Here is a 26307-nt window from a genome sequence, read left to right as displayed (position 1 = left end):
TTCTAAACCGTTAAAAACTCCGCTAGTCCAACCCAATTTCAACCATACATTCGTGACTTGTGATCTCAAAACGCAAGATATCAATGTCCACATATCCATTTTGCCGAATATCGTCAAAAGCAGATGAATCGGCAAAAGCGCCGTGAAAATCAAGATACAGAATGAGCTGTCTGTCAGGATGATCCGTTTGCAGTGAAACCGTTAAATGATTTTCGCTCTCTCTGCTGACTGCTTGATCAAACAGATAGAACAGCTTTCTCATCAGTTTCGTCAGCTTTTGATCATAAGCCGATAAATCCTTAATTTCTCCAAGAACTTCATATTCAAGTGTCATATAATGGGTTTTCCAATTAAACGTAAGAAAATCAAACGCCAAGTGCGGTGTTTTCAGGTTTGAGAGCTTTGATTCGTGCTTTGCGTCTATAACCATTTCTTCAATCATTTCAAAGACGCGGTCATACTTCTGCAAGCTTAAGTTTCCTTTAATCAGCTGCAGCTTATTCATCCAATCATGCCGGGAATGGGCAAGCAGATGAATCAGTTCATTTGTTAATGCCGTGTCGTTTATATTTTCTTCTTGTTTTTTTGAAACATCCTTCATTTTCGCACTCCCAATCATTTAATTTCTTATTTAGGAGTCTGTATAAGTGTGTATTATGAATTATAACAGAGAAGGCTTTATTAGAAAAACAATTGTTTTTCCCAGAAATATCATGTTCCTTTTTTTCTGGCTAAGGTTGATTTGCAGCCAGGCAGAACATTTTATGTATTACTGCTTGGGGAACATATCCAGTGGGTTTGAGACGTTTATTCTCATTCTTGGCGGGGTCTGCTCGCACATACTCTGCATTTCATTCTTGGTGTTTACTCCGCATTATTGCAAAAAAAACTCCAGTCATCGACCGGAGTTTTTTGAATCATTATTGAGCTACAGGATATACGCTCACTTTTTTGCGGTCACGGCCGAAACGTTCGAATTTAACAGTTCCGTCGATTTTCGCAAATAGAGTGTCATCTCCGCCGCGGCCCACGTTTTCACCTGGGTAAATTTTTGTTCCGCGTTGACGGTAAAGGATAGAACCGCCTGTTACGAATTGACCGTCAGCACGTTTAGCACCTAAACGTTTAGACTCAGAGTCACGTCCGTTCTTTGTAGAACCTACTCCTTTTTTAGAAGCGAAAAACTGAAGATCTAATCTAAGCATGTAGCTCACCTCCTATATTATGTTTGTGGTCACACGCAAGTTATCTTTGTAATCCCGTTCAATTGTCTCCAACGAAACAATCATGCCTTCAATCAGCAGCTGAGCTTTTTGGCGCGCCTCCGGATCAAGTGATTCAGGGAATTCAAAGTAAAAATAACCCCCGTCCTCCCCTATATCAAGAAGCGGCTCGAAGCCCGCGAGCACAATGACTGCGTTAACAGCTCCAAACACAACGGCTGTTACTCCGGCACAAACAAGATCTTGTCCATGTTCAGCAAAATTCGCATGGCCTGTCATTTCAAAAGACAATATGCCTTTATCATGAGACCTTCTGATTGTTGCCTGAATCATGCTTACGCGTTGATTTTTTCGATCGTCACTTTAGTGTAAGGCTGACGATGACCTTGTTTTTTATGAACGTTTTTCTTTGCTTTGTATCTGAAAACAGTGATTTTTTTCGCGCGGCCTTGTTTTTCAACTTTAGCCGTTACTGTCGCGCCTTCAACTGTAGGGTTGCCGACTTTCACGTTGTCTCCGCCAACAAACAAAACGTCTTCAAAAGTAACTGTTTCACCTGCTTCAACAGCAAGTTTTTCGATGAAAACAGTTTGGCCTTCTTCAACTTTGATTTGTTTACCGCCTGTTTTAATGATTGCGTACATTCTCTGCACCTCCTATTAGACTAAGACTCGCCAGATACCAGGGGGCTTTAAGCTCTTAACACCTGTACTGAGCGGTTGTAGCAATGGTGCTACATCCATAACATTAAAAAATATACCAAAACACAAGACGTTTGTCAAACCATTTTAGTAAGGCAGCAGCAGTTCTTCCATGGAGGAATTCGTCCGCTTATCGGCAAAATAAGCATGCAGCACTTCATTCTCGTCAAGCTGACTGAGTTTCTGCCCTGATTTCTCTATAATAATCGGATGTTTGCAGCCGCGCTTGAACTCGGCCATCACATGATAGACTTTGTCCTCTGCCTTTACATTGAGCGGCAGCAGTTTTTCGAGCTCACGGTTTTTTCCGTAATACCGTTCAAGCAGAAATCTCACATGGATATAGTGCCTTTGCCTGTATTCCTCAAACAAAGAAACAGCCAGAAAGACAAACAAAATCCATGCACTGATTTGCAGAGGAACCACAAATAAAACCCAACACCCAAGCAGCAGGCAGAAGCAGAGCGATGTTTTTAAATTCAGCCTGTGAGCTCTTTGAAAGGGAAGCTGCTTGGAAAACAACAAAAATAACAGCTTTCCGCCATCAAGAGGCCAGATCGGCAGCAGATTGACAAATAAAATAGAAAGGTTATAAAAGGTGAAGAGTTCAAAGGTATGCTGATGAATCAATGAGAATTCTGCAAACATCCAGGCTGCAAACTGAAGCCAGATGTGCTGAAGAGGACCGGCAATAATCACCGCAAACTCTTCCTTTAACGGCCGATTCCCGTGCTCTTCCACTTCAACCGTCCCGCCAAACGGCAGCAAAAAAACTCGCTTGATTCTCCAAGAAAAAAACACGGCCAGAGCAGCATGCCCCAGCTCATGGATCAGCACAATCAGAAGCAGGCATAACAATGCTTTCATATGGCCTGTGACTAGCCCCAGCGCAGCGATAATCCAAAGAAAAGGATGCACATGAATTTTCAAGATAAGGTCGAGCCATTTATTCAAATGAAATCACCTGAATCGGATCAATAAATTTATCGCCGTCTTTCATGGCGAAATAATAGACCCCTTTATTATGATCATCCAGTTTAATCGAACCGAGCTTTTTGCCTTTATCTACAAAATCATATAACGCAACTTCGACATCTTTGAGCTTGCCATAAATACTATAGGTGTTGTCAGCATGCTGCACCTTAACTGTCAGTCCCGTCTGGCTGTCTTTGCTGACTTCAACTACATAGCCTTCTTTTATGCTATCAATTGTATCGCTGCTTGTTTCAACTTTAATCCCTTCCCCATTGTCCTGAAAATCCTGCTGCACTTTCCCGGATGCAGGCGCGATCAGATCTTGTCCCACTGCGATCTGCTGTTCCTTATTTTTATGTTCAGGAGCCAGAAAAGCAAGCGGATTGCCAAATTTCGTTTCAAACCAATGGCTTGCTGAGGCAAATTGAAATTCAGTTTCGAAGGTTTTGGCAACGACGGGTTTAATCTGGCTGACGGGTCCCATATTCGTTTTATAGACTATGGCGGAAACGAGAACAAGGCAGGCCGACAGAAGACATTTTAGGATAATTGAATCTGTTTTAACCAAAGGGTGTTTTCCGTGGAATTTCGAAATGTTATCTTCATAGACCGGAAGAGTTCCATGCTTTTCCTGATCCGTTACCATTACCCAAGACGGGGGTTTCTGTTTTTCAGAAACTGTCTGAGTAGAGAAACGTTTTGAGCCGGAAAACTGTTTTCTTCTTTTCTCTAATCGTTTTCTGATTTCATCTGCTCTGTGACTCATTGCCATCATCCTTTGCATTCGTTGGGTTTGTACATCATATGTCTTGTCCAGGGCAAATATTCATTTTACTCTTACTCAAGCACAAAGCAGACAAAAACAAAAAAATCTGACACAGCATTTGCTTTGTCAGATTCTTGTCTTTGATTCTATCACATTAAGATCTTACTCCGAAAAACGACTTAATCTTAGCCATCATTCCTTTGTTTTGCTCTTCAAGCACCTGCAAAGGAACAGATTCGCCTAAAATGCGGCGGGCAATATTGCGATATGCAATGGAAGCGCGGTTTTTCGGGTCCATTGCAATCGGTTCGCCATGGTTGGAAGCTTTAATGACTTCATCATCATCAGCCACGATTCCGAGCAAATCGATCGACAAATGCTGTGCAATTTCGTCGATGTCCATCGTATCACCGTTTTTCATCAGGTGATTTCTGATTCTGTTTACAACGAGCCGCGGCGGTTCAATGTTTTCCTCTTGCTCCAGCAGCCCTATAATACGGTCAGCATCACGAACAGCTGAGATTTCAGGCGTTGTGACCACAATTGCTTTATCAGCTCCGGAAACGGCATTTTTGTATCCTTGTTCAATTCCGGCAGGACAGTCTATGATGACATAATCAAATTCCTGTTTGAGCTGTTGGACCATATTTTTAATTTGTTCAGGAGCAACAGCCGTCTTATCGCTCGTTTGAGCAGCAGGCATTAAATAGAGCAGATCATCGAAACGTTTGTCTTTTACGAGCGCCTGATGCATTTTGCATCTTTCCTCTACAACGTCTACAAGATCGTAAATAATTCTATTTTCAAGCCCCATTACAACATCTAGGTTGCGCAGCCCTATATCAGTATCTACTAAGCATACACGCTTCCCTAAAATGGCTAAGGCGGTACCGAGATTCGCAGATGTTGTCGTTTTACCTACTCCGCCTTTTCCCGAAGTTATTACGATAGCCTCACCCAATTCACATTCCTCCCTCAAGCCTTGTTAGATCAGGTCTTAAATGAGCCAAATGTTGAAGGCGTTCAATGACCATATTTCCGTCTGTATCTAAGTAAGCACATTCCATTTCGTTCCCTTTTTGAATGTGGTCTGGGGAGCGATTTAACACATGATTGATTCTTAATTGTGTCGGCAGCATTTCAGAGGCAGCGATGACCGCTTGATTATTTCCGTTAAATCCCGCGTGCGCGACACCTTTCAGTGAGCCCAGAACAAAAATGTTCCCTCCGGCCCTGACTGTTCCGCCGGGATTCACATCACCGATCAGGAGCAAGTCGCCTTTCACCTGCAGCACTTGGCCTGATCGGACAATTTTTGAAACAGAAATAATTTCAGCTTCCTCTTTCATACGCTGTGCTTCTTTTTTAGTAATGACTTCACTGTCAATAGAATGAACAAACAAATCCTTCTTTGACGCGATCAACTCGGTCAGCTGTTCCTCTTGCTCTTTATATAAAAAGCGATTTCCCAGCTTAACATGGACGCTGATTTTCTGGCCTTTACCATCCGTATATTGTTCAATTGACAGCATATTCTGAAGACCATCGAGAAGCTCATCAAAAGAACACGCATCATCCAGATGCAATGTTAACCCGTTCTTTGTTCCTTTTATTGTTACATATTGCTGCTTTTTGGTCTTCACAATATCACCTCAACAACATACTTATTTCGTCAAAAAAAGATAAAATCCTTTTTACTCATCTCTCAATTCTTTCTTTAGACTCATAAAAAATAATCTAAATGGCAGAACCAGAATAAGAGCGGCTGCAATATTTAATAAAACTGTCGGTATAAACCGGTCAAGCACAAATCCGTTAAACGTCATGATGTCTTTATGAATCAAAGACTGGATGCCGAACACGAAAAACTCGAGCACGCAGACAGCGAGAACAGCTATTAATATTACCACAAATGCGTTTGTATGCAGTACTTTAAACGCTTTTGAAGCCAAATAGCATAACCCGGCAAACCCAAACATATAAACGCCTAATAGACTTGTATAGTTCATGTCATATAGAAGGCCAAAAATAAATCCGTAAATCATCGCGTGTTTTTGATTGATGAAAGCCGACATGAATATCAATACTAGCATCAGAAAACGCGGGACAAGCACCTGATCATCTGTAACGAACGGAAAATGCACCAGATCTGTAAAAATGCTTTCCGCAGAAAAAACAAGCATCATAACGAAAGGGAGAAGGAAACGTTTCACGATCCTTCCTCCTCTGTATCGACTGTCGGCACATCACGGTTAACAACGATCACATTATTTAAATCGGTAAGATCAGCCGCAGGTTTTACATAAGCAACTTTCGTTAATCCATAGGAATCCGACTCAATATCCGTCACTTCACCGATTGTCAGCCCCTCTGGGAAAACTCCGCCTGTTCCAGATGTTTCAATAAGATCGCCTTTTTTCACGTCTTGTTTATCCTTGCGCTCAATAATTGACATCTTAAGCCGTTTCTTGTCTCTGTCATAGCCTTCGATCAATCCGTAGCCTTTGCCGCCTTTTTTTCCGGAAATTTTCGTCGCGACTCTGTTATTGCGGTCAGTATCGCTTAAAAGCTGAACAGCAGACGTAAAATTGTTAAGTCCGGAGCTTTTGATCTTGCCGATTAATGCGCCTTTTTCGTTTGTAACAGCCATATCTTTCGCTACGTTTTGCTGAGTCCCCTTATTAATGGTGACCTGTTTCGCCCAATTGTCTGGGCTTCTGGCAATGACCGTCGCTAAAATCGGCTTGTAATCTTTAATCGAATTGACATGGCCAAGCTCGTCACGCAAGGATTTGTTTTCTTCTTCAAGTTCTTGAAGTTTGGCTTCATATTGTGTCTGTCCGTCAAGCTTCTCTCTCAGACGCTCGTTTTCTTTGTATGTGTTTTTTAAATCATTAATGTTCTCAAATATCCCTGCAAAAAATTCGGCAGGCGTATGAAAAATATTTTGAAATACTCCCGTCGTATCGCCGATCACTTTCTCAGGCCAGGTGGTATTGCGGCCGCCCTTCAGCGAAAATCCAATCATAGCCACCAATATGATAATACACAGAAGTAATAGCATTAACCGTTTATTCGGCATCGTGTTACACCTCTTCTATTGAACTCCCGATTATCTAGTTTTCCCTTTGAAAAGATGGATGTGCTCCAGTGCTTTTCCTGTTCCGATCGCTACACAATCAAGCGGGTCTTCGGCGATAAGGACCGGCATTTTTGTTTCTTCGCTGATGACTTTGTCCAAGTTGCGAAGAAGCGCTCCGCCGCCGGTTAACACAATGCCTCTGTCCATAATATCAGCTGCAAGCTCAGGCGGTGTTTTTTCAAGTGTGCTCTTCACCGCTTCCACAATTGTAGATACAGTGTCGCGCAGAGCACCAGAAATTTCTTTTCCTGTAATTTCGATTGTTTTCGGCAGACCTGTCAATAAATCGCGTCCGCGGATTTCCATTTTATCGGATTCTTCAGGAGCTTCTGCAGATCCGATCTCCATTTTAATCGCTTCAGCCGTACGGTCACCAATCATCAGGTTGTACGTTTTTCTGATGTAGTTGATAATCGCATCATCCATCTCATCACCGGCTACGCGGATTGACTGTGACGTTACAATGCCGCCAAGGGAAATAATCGCAACCTCTGTCGTACCGCCTCCGATATCAACTACCATGCTTCCAGTCGGTTCCCAAACCGGCAGATTGGCTCCGATTGCTGCGGCAAACGGCTCTTCAATCGGATACGCGTCACGCGCTCCGGCCTGTCTTGTCGCATCGATGACAGCGCGTTCTTCAACAGCTGTAATGCCTGATGGGACACAAACCATGACATATGGTTTTCTGGCAAACATGCCTTTATTTTTAATGGCTTGATTGATGTAATATTTCATCATTGTAGCCGTTGTTTCATAATCAGCGATAACGCCGTCTTTCATCGGGCGAAGGGCCACCACGTTGCCCGGTGTCCGTCCGATCATATTTTTTGCATCATTTCCGACAGCAACAATCGACTTCGTATCCGTTTGCAAAGCGACTACTGACGGCTCTCTCACGACAATTCCTTTTCCTTTTACAAAAACAAGCGTATTCGCAGTTCCAAGATCTATACCAAGGTCTCTTGCACCAATTCCAAACATATGTATGTATCTTCCTTTCTTAAAGCAAAAATACCCTAAAGGGAAAAACTCATAAACTCTATTATAGCTTAATTCGACGAAAAAAAAAGTGTTACAAATATCCTTTTTCCTTTAAACTCACAAATTTTTTATCCCCGATCACCAAATGGTCAAGCAGCTCGATGCCAATCAGGTTTCCGCATTCAAACAGGCGTCTTGTCACTTCAATATCTTCCCTGCTCGGCGTCGGATCTCCAGAAGGATGATTATGAACACAGATAAAGGAAGCGGCAGATCGTTTAAACGCTTCTTTAAACACCTCCCGCGGGTGGACAATAGATGAATTCAGGCTTCCGATAAATACGGTGCGTTTATGGATGACTTGGTTTTTTGTATTTAAGTATAAACAGACAAAATGCTCCTGGGTTAAAAAGCGCATATCCTCCATGACAAGATTTGCGCCGTCTTCCGGGGAGCGAATGACGAAATGTTCTTCGTTGGCTAATTTATGAATACGGCTTCCAAGCTCAACTGCCGCCAGTATTTGAACCGCTTTTACCATACCGATTCCCGGGATGCTCGACAGCTCTTCAACTGATGCTTCTTTCAGCAGACGCAGTCCGTCAAAAGTGAGCAGGAGCCGGTTTGACAGGTCCATAACAGATTCGTGTTTCGTGCCTGTCCGTAATAATATAGCCAAAAGTTCATGATTGGCTAAGTTCTCGGCTCCGACTTTCAGAAGCCGTTCTCTTGGCTTATCTTTCGTTGGGAAATCTCTAAGTTTTAATGGCAGATCGTGTATGATCAAGCACTCCTTTTCTTTCCCTTCCCGTTTATAGAACCGTCATGCCTTTATATCAAAATGGCGAAGAGCTCTCATCGTTTTTGATATAGGCAGTCCCATGACTGAATAATAATCTCCGTCTATTTTCTTTACAAAAAGCGCGCCTCTTCCTTGGATGCCGTATGCACCTGCTTTATCCATCGGCTCTTTTGTTTCAATATAAGTCCAAACCTCTTCTTCACTGAGGGGCCAAAACACAACTTCTGTCTTATCATAAAACGTCTCGCTGTGATTTTCAGCTTGTATACTGACCGCGGTGATTACTGAATGACTTCGGCCTGAAAGCCTCCGCAGCATAGAAGCAGCTTCTTCTTGATCTTGCGGTTTGCCGAGACATTCGCCGTCTAGGCATACCATTGTATCAGCGCCGATAACGATTGCATGCGGGTGGAGATCAGATACAGCCTTAGCTTTTTGTTTTGCCAACCATTGGACGTTTTCTTCTGGTGAAAAGTTTCGATTTAATTTTTCCTCTACTTCACTGACAATAATGGAGTAGGGCAGCTGGAGAAGATCGAGGAGTTCTTTCCTGCGTGGAGATTGTGAAGCAAGTATTAGCGGCTTTGTCATGTTCGTCATCCTTTCAGGGTTTGCTTAAGAAAAAAAGATACTCGTTTATCCTATCAAATCATGAGGCTTGTCACAATTTCAGAAAAATAACTTTTTCATGACAAAATAAAAAAAGCCTGTCGCTAAAGGACGAAGGCTCAGGTACTTTCTCTTATTTAATGACGGCTAACAGCTGCTGCTGAGCCTTCCACCCGGCTTCAGCACTTGGGTCCTCTAATTCCTTTAATGCCTGCAAAATCGCTTTTTTCTCTCCTTCTCCTGATGCTTCTGTTTTACCAAGCGACTTTTCTATTTTTTCTACACTCGCTTTTGTAATGTCTTCGCCGAGAATCGCCTTTGCTGCAAGCTCAGCTGTTTCCTTGAAAGAATCTGTCATATCTGACTCTATTGATAAGGAAAGCTCCTTGCCTCCCCAGGCTTCAAAATCACTGTCGATTAAAAGCTGCCCCAATTGCTGTGACACGTCCTTATCACTGGCTAAACCTGCGATGACATACGTATACCCGTCATCCTTTGACAGTGACACTGCGGAATAACCTTTTTCGGTCAGTTGTTCTGTTAACGTTTCGGCACCCTTTTCATTTGAGAATTTTCCGGCTTGTACAGCGTATGTTTCATATGTACCTTCAGCTGGTGCCGCCGGTTTTTCTGCGCCTGAGCTTTGTTTATCAGCAGAAGCATCTCCGGCTTTTGCCGTTTGGCTGCCTAGTGAATCATCTAAAGAGGCCGGGGCTGACGCTTCTTTATTGCCCGAGATGTTCAACGCGAATAAGCCTAATCCGGTGCCTATGACAGCTGCAAAGGCAATCGTCGCCGCCACTCTTTTTACGGGTTTGGCCGTCCCCGCTTTTCCTTTTGCATACAGCTTTGTTTTCTTCTTTTGATAGGGCGGAACGACTTTTGGATCCTCTTTAAACACCTTGTCCTCTTCGGAATTCCAGTTAAATTCATCTTCATCAGGATGTTCATGGGATGCCGCGACCTCTTGTTCTGCTTTTCTCTTTTCCTCCCAATTTGAAAATGTCATGTTTTTTTCCATCTCAGTTTCAGGCGTTTCTTGTTCGTAAACCGTCTCTTCTTTTCCATTAATCGTCACCTTGAGGGCTTTTTCTGCGGCTTTATTGTTTTTTTTATTCTTCCTTTTTTTCAATTCCGCTTCCTCCCTTTGTTTGCTTGACCGTTCATGTCGGCTTTTCATGCTACACACTTTAGCACAGGCGAAAAAAAAAAGAACAAGACTTTTGTCGTCTTGTCCAAAAAACGTTCGTCAAATTTTTCAGCGGTCAGCCCAATGCCACCTTCATATAAAAAGAAATAATAGAGTCGCCGTATAAATAGGCTAAAATGCTCCCTGCCGCAATTGCGGGGGCAAAGGGAAGCGGCTGCCCTTTGGCGAGTCTTCCAGTCAGGACGGCTGCCGCTCCATACACTGCACCTATCAAAATAGAAAAGAAAAAGGCAGCTGCCAGCACTTTCACACCAAGCACGAAGCCAATCACCGCAAATAATTTAATATCTCCTCCCCCTATTCCCCCATGGGTGAGTAAGGCAATTAAGACCAGGAAAAGAAATCCGGCTGCCGCACCTAACAGGCCGGCATACCAGGAATCAAGCGGAGAAATCAATCTGGCTGCCGCTAAAAAGGGGAGAAAGAAAATCAATATTCGATTTGGAATCAGCATAAAATGAATATCTGTCACTGCAACAATGATAAGAAGAGAGGTAAACACAACAGCGGGAAACAGCTCCGGAGACGGGCCAAAGCGTATTCCTGCAGCGGCAAATAAACACGCTGTCACAAGCTCTGCCGCAGGATACTTAAAAGAAATTCTATGCCCACAGCTTTTACATTTGCCTTTTTGGAAAAGGAATGACAGGATGGGAATTAATTCTGCGGGAGTTAATGTCCGCCGGCAAAACGAGCATGCTGAACGAGGCTTGACAATAGATATACGCAAGGGGATACGGCACCCGGCCGTATAATAAAACGAGCCAAGGATCAGCCCGAGGATAAATAGAATGGGAAGCATAGACAACACACCTTTACAAGATACTGGCATGGATTGTAGCAGAATGAGCGCCTAAACTCTAATCGGGAATTTTCGATTTTACGCGTAAAAAGCCCCGGCAAAATCTCATTTTCGATACTGCCGGGGCTAGACCTATTATTTTAACCTTTTGCGAATGTCAGAAATAAAATAGAGCGATCCGGTAATCAGCACAATTTCATTTGAGCCCTTTTTGCTTTCTATGAATTCGATCACATTGTCCGGATCTTCATCCCAGCTTTTATTGCTGATTTCACTTACATCATAGAGATCTTTTGCAAAAGAAGCACGCGGGAAATCAAAAGAAGTAAAATGAATCGCATGCGCTATGGTTTCCAATTTCTTAATCATATCGTGATACGGTTTGTCCTTTAACGCGCTAAACACCACAGAAATGCGGGAATCAGGGAAACGCTGTTTCATCGTTTCCGCCAGCTTTTCAACGCCTTCTTCGTTATGTGCACCGTCTAAATATACCGGCGGATGTTCTTGAACAAGCTCTAATCGTCCCGGCCAAGCAGCCTTTACCAGCCCGCTTCTTAACGCTTCATCACTGATATGAACAATCTTCTCCCTATTGAGGCACTCAACAGCCAAAATGGACAAAGCCGCATTTTGTCTTTGATGGGTGCCGATCAGAGATGTCCGAATATCGTCATAGCACTTCTCGCCCGTTTTAAATGAAAACTGTTCTCCGGCAGGCAGAGCCAGTTCATTGAAAATAACAGATGTATCATGTAATGACTGAAACGGCGCAGCATGTCGTTCAGCTTCATGACGTATGACCTGTAAGGCTTCCGGCTGGGTAACAGCTGTAACGATTGGAATACCTTCTTTAATAATTCCGGCCTTTTCTCCTGCAATTTCTTCAATGGTGTTTCCTAAAATGTTCATATGATCGTGCCCGATGCTTGTAATCACTGTTAAAAGCGGTTCAACCACATTCGTAGAATCGAATCTACCGCCTAGACCTGTTTCAAAAATAACAAAGTCGACCTTATGAAACTCAGCAAAATATAAAAACGCACACGCCGTCATAATTTCAAATTCGGTCGGCTGTCCGTATTTCGTTTGATCAAGCGCTTCAACGTGCGGTTTCATCTGATTGACAAGTGCTGTCCATTCCTCATCTGAAATCGGTGTCCCGTTAACGCTGATCCGTTCATTAAACGTAATGATATAAGGTGACGTAAACGTTCCAACCGTATATCCGGCTTCTTGCAGTATAGAACGGATAAAAGCGACAGTTGATCCTTTACCGTTTGTTCCTGCGATGTGGAACGCGCGGATTTTCTTTTCAGGATGCCCTAACCGCGCCATCAGCTGCTCCATTCGGCCGAGTCCGGGCTTCACACCGAATTTCAGCCGCCCGTGAATCCAGCTGCGCGCTTCTTCATATGCACTAAACAATGATAATCCCCTCTTTTATAAGACAAGGCGGTTTCTCTAGAAACCGCCCCGGCTTTTCATTAGCCCTTCAGCTCAGCCATTCGTTTTTGAACAGCGTCACGCTTTGCCACATAATCTTTTTCTTTTTCACGCTCTTCATCAATTACGTGCGCAGGCGCTTTTTTCATAAATCCTTCATTTCCAAGTTTCTTTTGGACGCGCTCGACTTCTTTTGTCAGCTTATCGAATTCTTTTTGCAGACGAGCAATTTCTTCATCAATATTAATTAAGCCTTCAAGCGGAAGAATAACCTCTGCTCCTGAAACAACAGCCGTCATCGCCTTATCAACGGCCTCGATATCCGTGCCGATTTTAAGTACGCTCGGATTCGTAAAGCGTTCAACGTATGAACGGTTCGCTTCAAGACGGGCTGCTATTTCGTCTGTGCTTGTTTTAATATACAGTTCAACCTGCTTGCTCATTGGCGTATTGACTTCACTGCGGATATTGCGCACAGAACGAATCAGCTCAACAAGAAGCTTCATGTCAGCTGCCGCTTCAGTATCGGTATGCTCCGGTACTGCAACAGGCCATTGGCTTACTGTAATGGATTCGCCTTGGTGAGGAAGGTGCTGCCAAATTTCCTCCGTTAAGAACGGCATAAACGGATGGAGCAGGCGCATCGTTTGATCCAGTACGTAAGCAAGGATGGAACGGGTTGTTTTCTTAGCCGCTTCGTCTTCTCCGTAAAGAGGAAGCTTCGCCATTTCAATATACCAATCACAGAAATCGTCCCAAATAAAGTTGTATAAATGGCGGCCGACTTCACCGAATTCATATCGATCAGCAAGCTGCGTCACGTGCTCGATCGTTTCATTTAATCGCGTTAAAATCCACTTGTCAGCAACTGATTTTTCGCCTGACATATCAAGCTCATCGTATGTCATGCCATCCATGTTCATTAATGCAAAACGGGAGGCATTCCAAATTTTATTGGCAAAATTCCAAGTCGATTCCACTTTTTCATAGCTGAAGCGCAGATCCTGGCCAGGAGAGCTTCCAGTCGCAAGGAAATAACGCAGAGAATCGGCTCCGTACTTGTCAATGACATCCATCGGATCGACACCGTTGCCAAGAGATTTACTCATTTTCCGGCCTTGCTCGTCACGGATTAAGCCGTGGATTAAAACATCTTTGAACGGGCGCTCGCCTGTAAATTCAATGCCTTGGAAAATCATGCGTGACACCCAGAAGAAAATGATATCGTACCCTGTCACGAGAACGTCTGTCGGGTAGTAGCGTTTAAAGTCTTCAGCTGTTACATCAGGCCAGCCCATCGTGGAGAAAGGCCAGAGCGCAGAACTGAACCATGTATCCAGTACGTCTGTATCCTGTTCCCAATTTTCGCTGTCCTCAGGCGCTTCAAGCCCGACATATAACTCGCCCGTTTCTTTATGATACCAAGCCGGAATGCGGTGGCCCCACCACAGCTGACGGGAAATACACCAGTCGCGGATATTTTCCATCCAGTGTAAATACGTTTTTTCGAAACGGTCAGGCACAAAGTTGACTTTCTCGTCTTTCTTTTGCAGCTCAATCGCTTCATCAGCAAGCGGCTGCATGCGCACAAACCATTGTGTAGAAAGATATGGCTCAACAACAACCCCGCTTCGTTCACTATGGCCGACAGAGTGCATATGATCCTCGATTTTGAAGAGAACTCCTGCCTCCTGTAAATCTTTTACGAGCTTTTTGCGGCATTCAAAACGATCCATACCTTGATATTGCAAAGCATTTTCATTCATCGTTCCGTCTTCATTCATGACAAGAATGCGTTCTAAATTGTGGCGGTTGCCAAGCTCGAAATCGTTCGGATCATGAGCAGGCGTAATTTTCACAGCACCTGAACCAAACTCCATATCAACGTAGTCATCACCGACAATCGGGATTTCACGATTTGCAATTGGCAGGATCACCGTTTTTCCGATCAGGTGCTTATAGCGCTCATCTTCAGGGTGAACGGCAACGGCTGTATCACCGAGCATCGTTTCAGGACGTGTCGTCGCAATTTCAATTGAGCCTGAACCGTCAGCGAGCGGATAGCTCATATGGTAGAACGCGCCCTGAACATCCTTGTAAATGACCTCAATGTCGGATAGGGCTGTTTTTGTCGCAGGGTCCCAGTTAATAATATATTCGCCTCTGTAGATCAAGCCTTTTTTATAAAGCTTAACGAAAACTTCACGAACCGCTTTGCTTAGGCCTTCATCCAGCGTGAAACGTTCACGGGAATAATCAAGGCCAAGGCCTAATTTCGCCCACTGGCTGCGAATAAAGTCAGCATACTCTTCCTTCCACTTCCACGTTTCTTCGAGGAATTTCTCGCGGCCCAAATCGTAGCGGGATGTGCCTTCTTCACGAAGTTTCGCTTCCACTTTAGCCTGTGTCGCGATGCCGGCATGGTCCATACCCGGAAGCCACAGCACATCATAGCCCTGCATGCGTTTCATTCTTGTTACAATGTCTTGCAGCGTTGTGTCCCACGCGTGGCCAAGGTGAAGTCTTCCTGTTACGTTCGGCGGCGGAATGACAACAGAATACGGCTCTTTTGTCTGGTCACTGCCCGCTTCAAAAAATTTGCCTTTCAGCCAAAAATCATATCGGTCTTTTTCAATCGCTGCCGGATCGTATTTCGTCGGCATTGTTTGTTCATTCGTTTCCATGATAACCCTCCAGCATGTTTAAAAATGACTGAGAACGAAAAAAGAGCTCTTCATCCCTATAAAAGGACGAAAAGCTCTTTCGCGGTACCACCTTTTTTCATGAACTCTAATCAGTTCATGCACTTACAACGGATAACGGGTGTTTCCCGAATTTCTCTACTCTTCTTTCAAGAAATTATGCTCCCGGGCGACCTTCCAATCAGACAACATAAGAAGCCTTTCAGCAAACGGCTTCTCTCTCTGCATGCGCCTTTTTTGTACTCTTCCCGTTCTAAGCAGGTGTATTTATCAGCTCATTATATACATTATTTATGTTCTTTATTATAGTAAAAGTGTTTTTGATTCGTCAATCATCTTTTCCAAAAACGCCGCTTTATATACAGATAGGCAGGCACCTATTGCCCAAGTTTACATATGATGCTTGTAAATGCGTAGAGGAGGATGCACCGTGAAGAAACGTTTCAGCTCTTATTCGCTGCCGCCGTGGGTCAAACAAATTCGGCTTGTATCCACGCAAGTGATTATACCCATTACAATTTTTCAAGGAATCAGAACCATTTTCTTTCCGACAACCTTTGATGTTTTGCTGCTCGCAATCCTAATCTTTTTAGCTTGCGCCCTTCATTTAGAATGGATATAAACAAACAAGTCCGCGCCATTAAGACGTGGACTCGTTTTCAGCCTGGAATTTTTTCTCTTGTTCAATCTGATGAATCTTCATCACAAAAGGCTCTATATTTTTCATTTGCCAGTAAGCCTTTAATAATTGTGTACATTCATCTTTTTCAAGTTGCCTTTTCCCTGTTTGATAACGGTTGAGCACCTTGTACATGGCTGCCGGGTATGCCATATAGCTAAGAAAAAGGCTGACTTCCGCTTCACGCAAAGGGAATGATTTCGTATATGCATAAAACCATTCGACGCATTCCGGACAAGCTTTTGGAAAGCCCCTGAACATTTTTGTATAAAAACCGAGCAAATCGTTTTGCGGCGGGCCGACAGACGCTCTTTCAAAGTTTGTCAAATACCCTGTCCCGGCATCATTATATAGAAAATGGTGAATAGACAGACTGCCGTGGTTCATGACAACCCTTGAGACACCCTTTTCTTTAGCCGACTCATACCAGTCCTCTATCCGCTCCAGTGCAAAGTTCACCGCGGAAATGGTTTCTGAAAAATAGGTTGCGGCCTGCAGTTCAAAAGGGGAAAGGTACCATTCCTTCTCAGCTCTGTCTACAAACTGTTCATAGAAAATTTTATCATGTTCCCACTTTTTTTTCGTTTGTCCGTAATAACGTTCAATATCATCACGTCTGACCTTCATTTCCTGCGCGGTTCTCTCGTGAAGACGGGCTGTTTCTCTAAATAAATAATCATGTTTCTGATCCCGTTCTTCCTCCTGGTCAAATTGAAGCCAAGGCATTAAATAATAGGAATCTCCTGATTGTAAGCCGGCTGAGAAAAACTCTCCGCTATTTGTTCTGTAAACGGGTACAAATGAACGAAAACCTTTTTCCTCTATCGCCACCATGTGATCTGTAAACTGTTTGCCGCAAACCGATTTCAATTTTTTCAGGGCAAATACGCCGTAGTCTGTATACACTTTCCACACAAGAGGACTGACAGGCTCAATAAATTGAGCAGTCAGTCCGTACTCCTGAAGAACCGATTGGGTATCTTCCATTCCATTCACCACATTTTCCGATCGCTTACGGCTTACGCATGGCTGTTGTTATATTGCGGAATATAGAGGATCTGTCCTGCTTTCAATTCATCGTCCAAGGCTAATGAATTCATTCTGATCAGCTGCTGGGAAGTAATTTCATACCGTTCGCATAAACGTTCGATCGTATCTTCCTGCTGAACAATGCATATTTTCATTCTCGAAAACTCATCCTCTTCTCTCGTAAAGAGTTTTGTTAAATAAAGAGAATTATCACTTTCCTTTGTTTGAGGTTCCTTTGTTTTAGCAGCAGGAGCAACTTTAGGAACATCATCCGCTTCCTTCCTTTCTGTCTCAGAGGTCTCAGGCAGCTGGAAGGAATGAAAAGGTGTTTCTTTCTCAGGCTCTTCAGCCGGAGGTGTTTTTCTCACTTCAATTTCAAAGCTTTCTTCCTCTTGTTCTTCCTTTTCCAGCAGTTTTGGCGCTGAATAAAAAGAATCTTCCTCTTCTTGTTCGGACAGGAAGGTACGGTATACTGGTGTAAGCTCTTCTCGAGGTGTCTCCTCCGAGCTGGCTTTTTGATTGAAATGAAGGTGTAAAACGGATTCGTCATTCTCCACATATGCAGCTGACGCTGGTTCCTTTGTTCTGCTTTCTTCTATGGACAGAACGGTCTCAGACACAGCCTCCGGAGCTTTTTCCGTTTCTTGACGAAGTGCAGGTTCAGTGTACTCCGCTTGATCTGCTTTTTCCGTTTCTTGACGAAGTGCGGGCTCAGCATGCTCCGCTTGGTCTGCTTTTTCCGTTTCTTGACGAAGTGCGGGCTCAGCGTGCTCCGCTTGGTCTGCTTCTTCCGGTTCTTGACGAAGTGCAGACTCGTCGTGCTCCGCTTGATCTGCTTTTTCCGTTTCTTGACGAAGTTCAGGTTCAGTGTACTCCGGTTGGTCTGCTTCTTCCGGTTCTTGACGAAGTGCGGGCTCAGCGTACTCCGCTTGATCTGCTTCTTCCGGTTCTTGACGAAGTGCGGGCTCAGCGTACTCCGCTTGATCTGCTTCTTCCGGTTCTTGACGGAGTGCGGGCTCAGCGTGCTCCGGTTGGTCTGCTTCTTCCGGTTCTTGACGGAGTGCGGGCTCAGCGTGCTCCGGTTGGTCTGCTATTTCATTTTGAGCCTCTTGACGCAACGCATATTCAAGAATAGGAGCCACTGGTGTTTCTGCTTTTTCCTCAGCAATCACAGTCTCTTTATGTTGCTCAGCTTGCAAAGCCGGTGATTCTTCCGCTCCAGAATTTTCACGAAGCTGAGCCTCCGCTGGAGAGACCGCTTCTTCACGAACATCTGCTATTGCAGCTGCTGGCTCTGGCGTTTCTTTTTTGGCATTAACACTCTCTTGAACCTCTTTTCCCGATGCATCAGATTCTGGCTCAGCTTCTTCTGTTTCCAATTCCGCACGAGTCGCTGCTTCCGGCACTGCAAGCTCTGGATCGTCTTTCCCTTTCACAACTTCTCGCGCCTCTGGTTCTAAAGCAACTGATTCCGTCGGTGCAGATTCTGCTTTTTCTGTTTCCAGCTCTTCACGGAGCCCCGCTTTCGAGACAAAAAGTTCTGGCGGTTCGGCTAGCGGTTCATCCTTTACAACTGCTTCCCCTGTCGGAGGTGCATCCGTTTCTAATACACTTTGAATCGGCGGTTCAGAAAGCTCTTCCTCCCTGAATGCCGCAGGAGCTTCATATAGAGGAATCTCCGGCTCTTTATCTGCCGTATCATCCAAAAGCCCTTCGATCGCTAAATCAGCCTGAATCGTTAAAATGCGCGAATCCGTTAATTGATAGTCAAATGCGTCAATAAAGACGAAGACATCCTGTAAATGGCTCACTTTATTTTTAGGAATGGTAATATCCACAGGAAAACAGTGAGTCAGTTCCGCGCTCCCATCCTCTCTCTTTCTGACTTCTTCAACAAACCGCTTATCGGTATAAAACTCTTCGGTATGTTTGTTTTGATCTATGTTGTACTCACCTGTAAGTTCAAGCGATCCTCTGATTGATACATAATCATTGACTTCCTGAACCCTAATGTCAGGATCTAATGAAATAGAAAGCAGTTCAGAAACTTCCTGTCCTTTTTGGAAATAGATCGATTCTTCTACAGAAAATTGCAATCGATGATTTTGCGGCAAGTTCATATCCTCCTTTCATCTAATCCTTAAAATTAGATGTCACTAAAGGTGTATGTATGAACTGGGGGAAATATGAGTGGGCGAGCACAGAAAAAAACCGGTACAAGGATGTCCTTGATACCGATTTTCACTCTTATCCGCGGCTGATCTCAGCGAATACTTTCTCAGCTGCCTCGATTGTTTTTTCAATATCTTCACCAGTATGGGCCGTTGAGAGGAAAAGACCTTCAAATTGTGAAGGCGGAAGAAATACACCTGCATTTGCCATCCCTTTATAATAGTTAGCAAACAGCTTCAAATCAGATGATTTGGCTGTTTCATAATTGATAACAGGTTCGTTTGTAAAGAAGAAACCGATCATTGAACCTGCGCGGTTAAAGGTATGCGGAATGCCATGAGCCTCGGCGGCTTTAGAAATGCCTTCTTCCAGCCTGTCGCCTTTTTTGATGAAATTCTTGTAGGATTCAGGTGTCAGCTGCTTCAATGTTTCTAAGCCAGCCGTCATCGCAAGCGGGTTGCCTGACAATGTGCCGGCCTGATAAATCGGACCGCTCGGAGCGATCTGCTCCATGATTTCAGCCTTGCCGCCATAAGCGCCGACAGGAAGCCCGCCCCCGATCACTTTTCCTAAACAAGTCAGATCAGGCGTTACCCCAAAATAACCTTGAGCACAGTTATAATCAACCCGGAAGCCTGTCATCACTTCATCAAAAATCAGCAGGGAACCATATTCCTCAGTGATATCACGCAGACCCTGCAGGAAACCTTCTTGCGGCGGAACAACTCCCATATTTCCGGCAACCGGCTCAACGATAACACCTGCAATGTCTTCACCGAATTGCTGGAAAGCAAGCTTTACACTTTCTAAATCATTGTACGGGACAGTAACGGTGTTTTTCGCAATGCCTTCAGGCACACCAGGGCTGTCAGGCAGACCGAGAGTGGCCACTCCTGAACCCGCTTTAATCAAGAGGGAATCGCCGTGTCCGTGGTAGCAGCCCTCAAATTTCACAATCTTGTTGCGGCCCGTATAGCCTCTTGCCAAACGGAGAGCGCTCATTGTGGCCTCCGTTCCGGAGCTGACCATTCGCACAATTTCTACAGATGGCACACGATCAATAACGAGCTTTGCCAGTTCATTTTCAACTTCAGTCGGAGCACCGAAGCTTGTCCCGTATTCAGCCACTTTTTTGAGGCTCTCTACGACGCGGTCATTTGTATGGCCTAAAATTAAAGGCCCCCATGACAAAACGTAATCAATATATTCATTTCCGTCAATATCGAAGATTTTTGAGCCTTTTCCGCGCTCCATAAAAATCGGGTCCATGTCTACCGATTTAAATGCGCGAACAGGACTGTTCACACCGCCCGGCATGAGTTTTTGCGCTTCTTTAAAAGCCGCTTTAGATTTTTCATAGCTTCTCATCTGCCTCAACTCCTGTCAACTGAATAAAATTACTCCGCAAGCCATTTCGCTGCGTCTTTCGCATGATACGTAATAATCAGATCGGCGCCTGCACGCTTCATGCTTGTTAAAATTTCTAACACAATTTCTTTTTCTTTGATCCAGCCGTGCTGCGCTGCAGCCTTCACCATTGAATACTCTCCGCTTACATTATAAGCGACGAGCGGCAAAGTAAATTCATTTTTCACATCACGCATGATATCCATATATGAAAGCGAAGGTTTGACAATCAAAAAGTCCGCGCCTTCCTCGACATCTGATTGTGCTTCGCGAAGGGCTTCCATACGATTGGCAGGATCCATCTGATATGTTTTGCGGTCTCCAAATTGCGGCGTGCTGTTTGCTGCATCACGGAACGGGCCGTAAAACTCACTTGAATATTTCACGGCGTAAGACATAATCGGAATATTGACAAACCCTTCTTTATCAAGCGCTTCTCTGATAACCGTAACAAATCCGTCCATCATGTTTGACGGCGCAATGATATCCGCACCTGCTTTCGCTTGACTGACAGCTGTCTGCGCCAAAAGTTCCAGCGATTCATCATTGAGGATGACCCCGTCTTTGACAAGTCCGCAATGGCCGTGATCTGTATATTCACATAAGCATGTATCAGCGACAACAACCATCTCAGGGAAGTGTTTTTTAATTTCTGTGATGGCTTCTTGGACGATGCCGTGATCATGGTACGCTTGTGTACCGCAATCATCTTTTTCTTCTGGGATGCCGAACACGATAACAGATTGGATGCCCAGTTTGACCAGCTCTGCCACTTCATCCTTCAATACATCCAATGATACATGGTAAACATCAGGCATTGACGGAACAGCTTTTTCACCTTCGAGCCCTTCAACGACAAAAATCGGATAAATAAAATCGGATGGATGCAAGCGTGTTTCCTTTACCATCTCTCTCATTGCTTTTGAAGACCGCAGGCGGCGGTGCCTGTTAAATGATTGACTCATATTCTCTCTTCCTCTCTTGACATGCTGCACATTAACTCAAGCATGCCATCTATTGTAAATGTATCAGGCGTATGCGATGTGATGCCGTACGTCATCAGGGCGTCCCTTGTTAAAGGTCCGATGCTGATACAGGCCGTCCTGTTCATCTGCCACTTTTTCAATTCTTCTTTTAAGACATGCATAAACGTATGTACGGTTGATGAACTCGTAAAAGTCACATAATCAAATGAGTATTGACTCGCAGCCTCTTTCAGTGCCTTGATGCCTTCTTCATCCGGAATCGTTTCGTAGACAACCCATTCCTTCACTTCAAAACCAAGCGGGATAAGCTCTTTTTTCACCACATCACGTGACAAATTACCTTTAATCACAGTAATCCGTTCCTCGGGTTCAGCGTGCTGCTTAAGGGTCTCTGCCAATTGTTCAGCGATATAATCCTTAGGCATCACATCAACCGATACGTTATGCGTTTCCAACCGGCGGGCCGTTTTTTCACCGACTGCCGCAATTTTTTTATGCGCAGGAAGAATAAGCTGATTTTCCTTTAGGTAAGAAAAAAAGAAGTCCGCTCCGTTCACGCTTGTAAAAACAAGCCAGCCAGGCGCGGCAAGATCCTCTTTCACCTGTTTCGCAACATCGTTTGGCAAAGCGCGGCGAAACGTAATTAAAGAGGTCAAAACCGCTTTTCCGCCAAGTGCCTCCACTTTTTGCTGAAACGATTTTGCCTGCGCCTTATTCCGGGTGACTAGCACTGTTTTTCCCTTCAGCGGAAAATCATTTTTCATCCTCATCAAGCTCCTGTTTTACACGATCAATTAATTCTTTGGCTCCTTTGGCAGCCATAAGAGCGGCACAGCGTTTTCCGACTTCTTCCGGATCGTTTCCTGTAACGGTTTCTTTATAAATGATTTTGCCGTCCGGAGAAGCAACAAGACCTGTCAATTCAATTTCATCCTGCTCGTTTAAGACGGAGTAGCCTGCGATCGGAACCTGGCAGCCGCCCTCCAACGCGTTTAAATAAGCACGTTCCGCCAACACAGTCCGTTTTGTATATTCATCTGTAAACTGTGAAAACAATGCCAATAGTTCGTCATCCGTTTCTCGGCACTCAATCGCCAGTGCCCCCTGGCCCACTGCAGGCAAGCAGCGTCCAGGCTCGAGGAATTCGGTTACAACATCTTGCTTCCAGCCCATTCTGGAAAGTCCGGCAGCGGCTAATATAATCGCATCATAATCCTCAGTTTCCAGCTTTTGAAGTCTCGTATCTATATTACCTCTAATCCATTTAATTGTAATGTCAGGACGCTCAATCAAAAGCTGCGCGCTTCTTCTTAAACTGCTCGTGCCGATGACAGCGCCTTCCTTCATTTCTGAAAGCTTTACGCGATTCTTTGAAATAAGGGCATCACGAGGGTCTTCTCGTTCAGGAATACAGCCGATCACAAGGCCTTCAGGCAAAACAGCAGGCATGTCCTTCATGCTGTGTACCGCCATATCAATCTCTTCGTTTAAAAGCGCTTGTTCAATCTCTTTGACAAACAGCCCTTTTCCGCCCACTTTTGATAGTGTAACATCGACGATTCGGTCGCCCTTTGTCACAATTTCTTTAATTTCAAAAGCAAATGAAGGATTGATTTCCTTCAGTTTTTGAATGACCCATTTGGTTTGAGTCATAGCGAGTTTGCTCCGTCTGGAACCTACTTTAATCGTTCTCATATTTTTCTTTCCTCCCGAATCTGCTTGGGACATCATTTAACTGAACCAATGGAATTGCGACAGGCTTCCAAGCAGGAAATAATTGATCATCAGCACAAGAAAACAAGCCGTATTCCACAGTGCAGCGACCTTTCCTTGCAGCTCTTTAATCAGCCTGATATAAAGATAATAGCTGTACAGCAGCAGGACGACAAACGAACCAAGTACTTTGGCGTCGAACCAATACAGCGTTTCTAGTGAGACATACGCCCAAATGACGCCGAGAATCAAACTCAGCAACAGCATCGGGACCCCGATGACATTCAGAACATACGCCATATAATCAAGCTTAGACAAATCTTCTATTCTCAACAGCCATTTCCCCCATTTTTTCTTTTTCAGCAGACGATATTGAAACAGATATAACACTGAAAAAACGAACGAAAGGGAAAAAGCGCCGTATGAAAGAATCGCCATTGTAATATGAATCACCAATAGCTCGGATACAAGCTGCCCGGAAAAAGCGGCTGACTGCTGCTCTGTCGGTGAAAATGTGTGAATGGCGATCATAGAAAATCCTATTACATTTGTGAAAAACACAATAAAGTCAACTCGTAAAAGCTTTGTCAGTACAAGTGACAGCGTGACAAGAACCCAGGCATAAAAATAAAGCGCCTCCGTCACATTTAATACCGGAAACCGCCCCGTCACCCACATAAAGTAGGCCAAATACACAGTTTGCAGAGTCCAGACAATAGAAAGCAACCAGAAGGCCATTTTTCCAGCCTTCCGGTTGTGTTGAAGAAAATCTATAAAATAAAAGAGTACACTTAATGCGTAAATGACGATTGTCCCCTCATTAAGTCTTGCCATTGCAGTATCAATCATTCAGCTTTCACTCACTTACAAGTGGGGCAAAGCCCGCTTTTGATTCAGCCTTTTTAAAAGAATGGACCTTTTGGCTGCTTTCAACAGTATTCAGCATTTGACGGCCCGCAGCTTCCTCAATGTCAAAAATCTGCATAAACAAGGCCAGCTTTTCTTCAGAATCAGCATCTGCCGCAAGCTCTTTCACCTTTAAGATCGGATCTCGGAGCATTTGGTTAATGATACTTTTGGTATGTTTGTTCAACAGTTTTTTCTCTCTCGTACTCAAGTGAGGCAGCTTCCGCTCGATGCTGTCCATCGTTTCTGACTGGATGGCAAGCGCCTTTTCGCGCAATGCGGAAATAACCGGAACGACACCAAGTGTATTCAGCCATTGTTTAAACTCTACAATGGTTTCTTCAATTAACAGTTCAACTTTTTCAGCGGTTTCTCTGCGCTCTTTCATGTTCGCCTCTACAATGCCTTCCAGATCGTCGATATCATAAAGGAAAACACCTTCTAGATCATTCAGCGCCGGATCAAGATCTCTAGGAACGGCAATGTCCACCATAAACAGCGGACGCCCCTTACGAAACTTATTCGCATTTTCCATCATCTCTTTGGACACGACAAAATCACTTGCACCGGTTGAACTGATTAAAATATCGGCCTCCGCCAGCGCGCTTTCAAGCTGATTTAAGCTTCTCGCCTCACCAGAGAAACGGTCTGCAAGCTCCTTTGCTTTCAAGTACGTTCGGTTAATGACAGTTACCTTGCCAATTCCCTGTCCGTGCAAGTTTTCCGCAGCAAGCTCGCCCATTTTTCCTGCACCAAGAATCAATATGTGCCTGCTTGAAAGGTTTCCGAAGATTTTTTTCGCAAGCTCAACGGCCGCATAGCTAACAGACACTGCATTAGAGCCAATGTCTGTTTCGGCGTGAGTCCGTTTACCCACTGTAACCGCCTGCTTAAACAACTCATTAAAAATCGTGCCGATCGTTTTTTCTTGCTGAGCTGTTTTAAAGCTGTCGCGCACCTGGCCGAGAATTTGCGTTTCACCGATAACCATAGAATCCAATCCGCAGACTACACGGAACAAATGCTCAACAGCCGCATCGCTTTCGTAAAACCTTAAAAACGGTGAAAGGTCTTCTTTGCTTAATTGAAACCAGTCAGCTAAAAACTTCTTTATATAATAACGGCCGGTATGGAGCTGGTCGACGACCGCATAAATTTCAGTGCGGTTGCAGGTTGAGACAATGATGTTTTCAAGAATGCTTTTCTCCGCTTTCAGCTGCACCATCGCTTCTGCCAGCTCTTCCTGCTGAAAGCTTACTTTTTCACGTATCTCAATAGGGGCGGATTTATAATCTACTCCCACAACAAGTATATGCATAGCTTAATTACACCCCCAACACCCAATCTTTATTTATAATCATTCTAACATAGAATTCATTATTTATAATAATTATAACATAGTTTCTTTCGCAAAATGTGAACAGATTTTAAAATTCTTATGCTATATTAGAAAAAGCTTCACGTGCAATAAGCATTCCTATTGACAATACCAAAAACAGCAGAAATTTACTACACATCAGCTCTAAAAATAAGAAGGTGATATGCATGAAACAAAAATCAATTTTATTCCCTTGTCTGCTGCTTGCCGCTTCTGTATATGCATGGCTTGAAAGCGGCCAAGCCGAACTGTTTTCAGGGCAGGATCAATGGCCTGTTCTCCTCATGCTGTTAGGCGCAGCCTTTATATATCAAGGAAAAAAAGAAGCCGTTACACCCCATTTTTTTATCGGTTTGCTTCTTTTGGGGATCGGTTTGCACTTTTTCGCCAAGCCGAAATGGGTATGGTGGCCGGATGATTTTGAAATGCTTCTATTTATGATCGGCTTCTCGCTCTTCGTTTCAGCCGTTCAGAAAAAAGAATATGTATATGAAGCTGTATCAATGATTTGTTTTTCCCTGTTTTTGTACTTTTTCAAACACATTATGGCGTGGCTTGAGTCTGCGCATATTCCGACAGCGCTTCTGAAAGAGTATTGGCCGTTTGTCTTTATTGGAATCAGTTTATTGTTATTATTGATAAAACGAAAAAAATCTATGCGATAAAACAAAAAAC

At 44.1% G+C, this 26307-nt stretch carries 27 protein-coding genes, 1 pseudogene and 2 other annotated features; of the genes and pseudogenes, 3 read left to right on the top strand and 25 right to left on the bottom strand.

The window, feature by feature from the left end:
* Positions 1-22: 22 nt before the first annotated feature.
* Positions 23-601 (bottom strand): sporulation initiation phosphotransferase Sop0B, encoded by a 579-nt coding sequence (spo0B, locus tag JMN17_RS01185; RefSeq protein WP_087992307.1) that lies wholly within the window; start codon positions 599-601, stop codon positions 23-25.
* A gap of 62 nt (positions 602-663) precedes the next feature.
* Between spo0B and JMN17_RS01180 the strand changes: the two are divergent.
* Positions 664-802 (top strand): annotated as a pseudogene (locus JMN17_RS01180) (hypothetical protein).
* A 118-nt stretch (positions 803-920) separates the two neighbouring features.
* Here the strand turns inward: JMN17_RS01180 and rpmA are convergent.
* From rpmA to valS, 16 genes are all read right to left on the bottom strand, one after another.
* Positions 921-1205, bottom strand: coding sequence for a 50S ribosomal protein L27 (gene rpmA, locus JMN17_RS01175; RefSeq protein WP_003152662.1), 285 nt, complete (start codon positions 1203-1205; stop codon positions 921-923).
* A 12-nt stretch (positions 1206-1217) separates the two neighbouring features.
* Entirely contained in the window at positions 1218-1556 is a 339-nt protein-coding gene (locus tag JMN17_RS01170; RefSeq protein ID WP_003229669.1) for a ribosomal-processing cysteine protease Prp, read from the bottom strand.
* 2 nt (positions 1557-1558) lie between these two features.
* A complete protein-coding gene (gene rplU / locus JMN17_RS01165) occupies positions 1559-1867 on the bottom strand; it encodes a 50S ribosomal protein L21 (RefSeq protein WP_087992308.1) in 309 nt (102 codons plus the stop codon).
* A gap of 13 nt (positions 1868-1880) precedes the next feature.
* Positions 1881-1954 (bottom strand) — a sequence feature (ribosomal protein L21 leader region).
* Positions 1955-2011: 57 nt separating this feature from the next.
* A complete protein-coding gene (gene spoIVFB, locus JMN17_RS01160) occupies positions 2012-2878 on the bottom strand; it encodes a stage IV sporulation intramembrane metalloprotease SpoIVFB (protein WP_087992309.1) in 867 nt (288 codons plus the stop codon).
* The gene (gene spoIVFA / locus JMN17_RS01155; RefSeq protein ID WP_087992310.1) at positions 2871-3665 is read right to left on the bottom strand and encodes a stage IV sporulation protein SpoIVFA; all 795 of its coding nucleotides are present in this window, start codon (positions 3663-3665) and stop codon (positions 2871-2873) included. The genes spoIVFB and spoIVFA overlap by 8 nt, the downstream gene beginning before the upstream one ends.
* 154 nt (positions 3666-3819) lie before the next feature.
* Complete coding sequence (minD, locus tag JMN17_RS01150) at positions 3820-4626, bottom strand: septum site-determining protein MinD (protein WP_087992312.1); 807 nt, start codon at positions 4624-4626, stop codon at positions 3820-3822.
* Between the two features lies 1 nt (position 4627).
* Positions 4628-5308: a septum site-determining protein MinC gene (minC, locus tag JMN17_RS01145; RefSeq protein WP_087992313.1), complete on the bottom strand. Its 681-nt coding sequence runs from the start codon at positions 5306-5308 to the stop codon at positions 4628-4630.
* A 51-nt stretch (positions 5309-5359) separates the two neighbouring features.
* A complete protein-coding gene (gene mreD / locus JMN17_RS01140) occupies positions 5360-5878 on the bottom strand; it encodes a rod shape-determining protein MreD (protein ID WP_087992314.1) in 519 nt (172 codons plus the stop codon).
* Positions 5875-6747: a rod shape-determining protein MreC gene (gene mreC, locus JMN17_RS01135; RefSeq protein ID WP_087992315.1), complete on the bottom strand. Its 873-nt coding sequence runs from the start codon at positions 6745-6747 to the stop codon at positions 5875-5877. The genes mreD and mreC overlap by 4 nt, the downstream gene beginning before the upstream one ends.
* A gap of 30 nt (positions 6748-6777) precedes the next feature.
* Positions 6778-7791 carry a cell shape-determining protein MreB gene (mreB, locus tag JMN17_RS01130; RefSeq protein ID WP_087992316.1) on the bottom strand — a complete coding sequence of 338 codons (1014 nt, stop codon included), beginning with the start codon at positions 7789-7791 and terminating at the stop codon, positions 6778-6780.
* A 91-nt stretch (positions 7792-7882) separates the two neighbouring features.
* Entirely contained in the window at positions 7883-8578 is a 696-nt protein-coding gene (gene radC, locus JMN17_RS01125; protein ID WP_087992317.1) for a RadC family protein, read from the bottom strand.
* A 36-nt stretch (positions 8579-8614) separates the two neighbouring features.
* Positions 8615-9184 carry a Maf family nucleotide pyrophosphatase gene (locus JMN17_RS01120; protein ID WP_087992318.1) on the bottom strand — a complete coding sequence of 190 codons (570 nt, stop codon included), beginning with the start codon at positions 9182-9184 and terminating at the stop codon, positions 8615-8617.
* Positions 9185-9335: 151 nt separating this feature from the next.
* Positions 9336-10334: an SPOR domain-containing protein gene (locus JMN17_RS01115; RefSeq protein WP_202327048.1), complete on the bottom strand. Its 999-nt coding sequence runs from the start codon at positions 10332-10334 to the stop codon at positions 9336-9338.
* Positions 10335-10467: 133 nt separating this feature from the next.
* Positions 10468-11214 (bottom strand): prepilin peptidase, encoded by a 747-nt coding sequence (locus tag JMN17_RS01110; RefSeq protein WP_202327046.1) that lies wholly within the window; start codon positions 11212-11214, stop codon positions 10468-10470.
* 135 nt (positions 11215-11349) lie between these two features.
* Positions 11350-12642: a bifunctional folylpolyglutamate synthase/dihydrofolate synthase gene (locus JMN17_RS01105; protein ID WP_202327044.1), complete on the bottom strand. Its 1293-nt coding sequence runs from the start codon at positions 12640-12642 to the stop codon at positions 11350-11352.
* 59 nt (positions 12643-12701) lie between these two features.
* Positions 12702-15344 carry a valine--tRNA ligase gene (gene valS, locus JMN17_RS01100; RefSeq protein WP_202327042.1) on the bottom strand — a complete coding sequence of 881 codons (2643 nt, stop codon included), beginning with the start codon at positions 15342-15344 and terminating at the stop codon, positions 12702-12704.
* Between the two features lie 59 nt (positions 15345-15403).
* Positions 15404-15627 (bottom strand) — a binding site (T-box leader).
* 165 nt (positions 15628-15792) lie between these two features.
* Between valS and JMN17_RS01095 the strand changes: the two genes are divergently transcribed.
* Positions 15793-15984, top strand: coding sequence for a hypothetical protein (locus JMN17_RS01095; RefSeq protein WP_202327033.1), 192 nt, complete (start codon positions 15793-15795; stop codon positions 15982-15984).
* Positions 15985-16002: 18 nt separating this feature from the next.
* On the opposite strand, the gene cotN is transcribed toward JMN17_RS01095, so the two are convergent.
* The 8 genes from cotN to hemA all read right to left on the bottom strand — a co-directional run bounded on the left by cotN (position 16003) and on the right by hemA (position 25572).
* Positions 16003-17028 carry a spore coat protein CotN gene (gene cotN, locus JMN17_RS01090; RefSeq protein WP_202327032.1) on the bottom strand — a complete coding sequence of 342 codons (1026 nt, stop codon included), beginning with the start codon at positions 17026-17028 and terminating at the stop codon, positions 16003-16005.
* A 32-nt stretch (positions 17029-17060) separates the two neighbouring features.
* Positions 17061-19184, bottom strand: a complete 2124-nt coding sequence (locus JMN17_RS22045; protein ID WP_202327027.1) for a LysM peptidoglycan-binding domain-containing protein — start codon at positions 19182-19184, stop codon at positions 17061-17063.
* Positions 19185-19317: 133 nt separating this feature from the next.
* Positions 19318-20610, bottom strand: coding sequence for a glutamate-1-semialdehyde 2,1-aminomutase (gene hemL / locus JMN17_RS01080; RefSeq protein ID WP_087992326.1), 1293 nt, complete (start codon positions 20608-20610; stop codon positions 19318-19320).
* 29 nt (positions 20611-20639) lie between these two features.
* On the bottom strand, positions 20640-21614 hold the full coding sequence (gene hemB / locus JMN17_RS01075) for a porphobilinogen synthase (protein ID WP_202327026.1): 975 nt from the start codon (positions 21612-21614) through the stop codon (positions 20640-20642).
* Positions 21611-22399 (bottom strand): uroporphyrinogen-III synthase, encoded by a 789-nt coding sequence (hemD, locus tag JMN17_RS01070; RefSeq protein WP_202327019.1) that lies wholly within the window; start codon positions 22397-22399, stop codon positions 21611-21613. The genes hemB and hemD overlap by 4 nt, the downstream gene beginning before the upstream one ends.
* Positions 22389-23330 (bottom strand): hydroxymethylbilane synthase, encoded by a 942-nt coding sequence (gene hemC / locus JMN17_RS01065; protein ID WP_087992329.1) that lies wholly within the window; start codon positions 23328-23330, stop codon positions 22389-22391. The genes hemD and hemC overlap by 11 nt, the downstream gene beginning before the upstream one ends.
* Before the next feature lie 36 nt (positions 23331-23366).
* The gene (locus JMN17_RS01060; RefSeq protein ID WP_087992330.1) at positions 23367-24197 is read right to left on the bottom strand and encodes a cytochrome c biogenesis protein; all 831 of its coding nucleotides are present in this window, start codon (positions 24195-24197) and stop codon (positions 23367-23369) included.
* Positions 24198-24204: 7 nt separating this feature from the next.
* Positions 24205-25572, bottom strand: coding sequence for a glutamyl-tRNA reductase (hemA, locus tag JMN17_RS01055; protein WP_087992331.1), 1368 nt, complete (start codon positions 25570-25572; stop codon positions 24205-24207).
* Between the two features lie 227 nt (positions 25573-25799).
* Here hemA and JMN17_RS01050 point away from each other — a divergent pair, with 227 nt between their 5' ends.
* Complete coding sequence (locus JMN17_RS01050; RefSeq protein WP_087992332.1) at positions 25800-26297, top strand: hypothetical protein; 498 nt, start codon at positions 25800-25802, stop codon at positions 26295-26297.
* The last annotated feature ends 10 nt before the right edge of the window (positions 26298-26307 follow it).

This window comes from Bacillus sp. RHFS10, from assembly GCF_016757475.1.
GTDB lineage: Bacteria > Bacillota > Bacilli > Bacillales > Bacillaceae > Bacillus > Bacillus subtilis_G.
The sequence above is the reverse complement of the archived record's forward strand: the minus strand, read 5'-3'. Positions and strand labels throughout refer to the sequence as shown.

What these genes read in the sequence shown, in the direction of transcription:
- JMN17_RS01120 (WP_087992318.1), bottom strand. Translation starts at nt 9,184, where the DNA reads ATGACAAAGCCGCTAATACTTGCTTCACAATCTCCACGCAGGAAAGAA.
- hemC (WP_087992329.1), bottom strand. Translation starts at nt 23,330, where the DNA reads ATGAGAACGATTAAAGTAGGTTCCAGACGGAGCAAACTCGCTATGACT.
- JMN17_RS01110 (WP_202327046.1), bottom strand. Translation starts at nt 11,214, where the DNA reads ATGCTTCCCATTCTATTTATCCTCGGGCTGATCCTTGGCTCGTTTTAT.
- JMN17_RS01050 (WP_087992332.1), top strand. Translation starts at nt 25,800, where the DNA reads ATGAAACAAAAATCAATTTTATTCCCTTGTCTGCTGCTTGCCGCTTCT.
- mreC (WP_087992315.1), bottom strand. Translation starts at nt 6,747, where the DNA reads ATGCCGAATAAACGGTTAATGCTATTACTTCTGTGTATTATCATATTG.
- JMN17_RS01060 (WP_087992330.1), bottom strand. Translation starts at nt 24,197, where the DNA reads ATGATTGATACTGCAATGGCAAGACTTAATGAGGGGACAATCGTCATT.
- rpmA (WP_003152662.1), bottom strand. Translation starts at nt 1,205, where the DNA reads ATGCTTAGATTAGATCTTCAGTTTTTCGCTTCTAAAAAAGGAGTAGGT.
- valS (WP_202327042.1), bottom strand. Translation starts at nt 15,344, where the DNA reads ATGGAAACGAATGAACAAACAATGCCGACGAAATACGATCCGGCAGCG.
- rplU (WP_087992308.1), bottom strand. Translation starts at nt 1,867, where the DNA reads ATGTACGCAATCATTAAAACAGGCGGTAAACAAATCAAAGTTGAAGAA.
- hemD (WP_202327019.1), bottom strand. Translation starts at nt 22,399, where the DNA reads ATGAAAAATGATTTTCCGCTGAAGGGAAAAACAGTGCTAGTCACCCGG.
- JMN17_RS01170 (WP_003229669.1), bottom strand. Translation starts at nt 1,556, where the DNA reads ATGATTCAGGCAACAATCAGAAGGTCTCATGATAAAGGCATATTGTCT.
- cotN (WP_202327032.1), bottom strand. Translation starts at nt 17,028, where the DNA reads ATGGAAGATACCCAATCGGTTCTTCAGGAGTACGGACTGACTGCTCAA.
- spo0B (WP_087992307.1), bottom strand. Translation starts at nt 601, where the DNA reads ATGAAGGATGTTTCAAAAAAACAAGAAGAAAATATAAACGACACGGCA.
- hemB (WP_202327026.1), bottom strand. Translation starts at nt 21,614, where the DNA reads ATGAGTCAATCATTTAACAGGCACCGCCGCCTGCGGTCTTCAAAAGCA.
- hemL (WP_087992326.1), bottom strand. Translation starts at nt 20,610, where the DNA reads ATGAGAAGCTATGAAAAATCTAAAGCGGCTTTTAAAGAAGCGCAAAAA.
- hemA (WP_087992331.1), bottom strand. Translation starts at nt 25,572, where the DNA reads ATGCATATACTTGTTGTGGGAGTAGATTATAAATCCGCCCCTATTGAG.
- mreB (WP_087992316.1), bottom strand. Translation starts at nt 7,791, where the DNA reads ATGTTTGGAATTGGTGCAAGAGACCTTGGTATAGATCTTGGAACTGCG.
- spoIVFA (WP_087992310.1), bottom strand. Translation starts at nt 3,665, where the DNA reads ATGAGTCACAGAGCAGATGAAATCAGAAAACGATTAGAGAAAAGAAGA.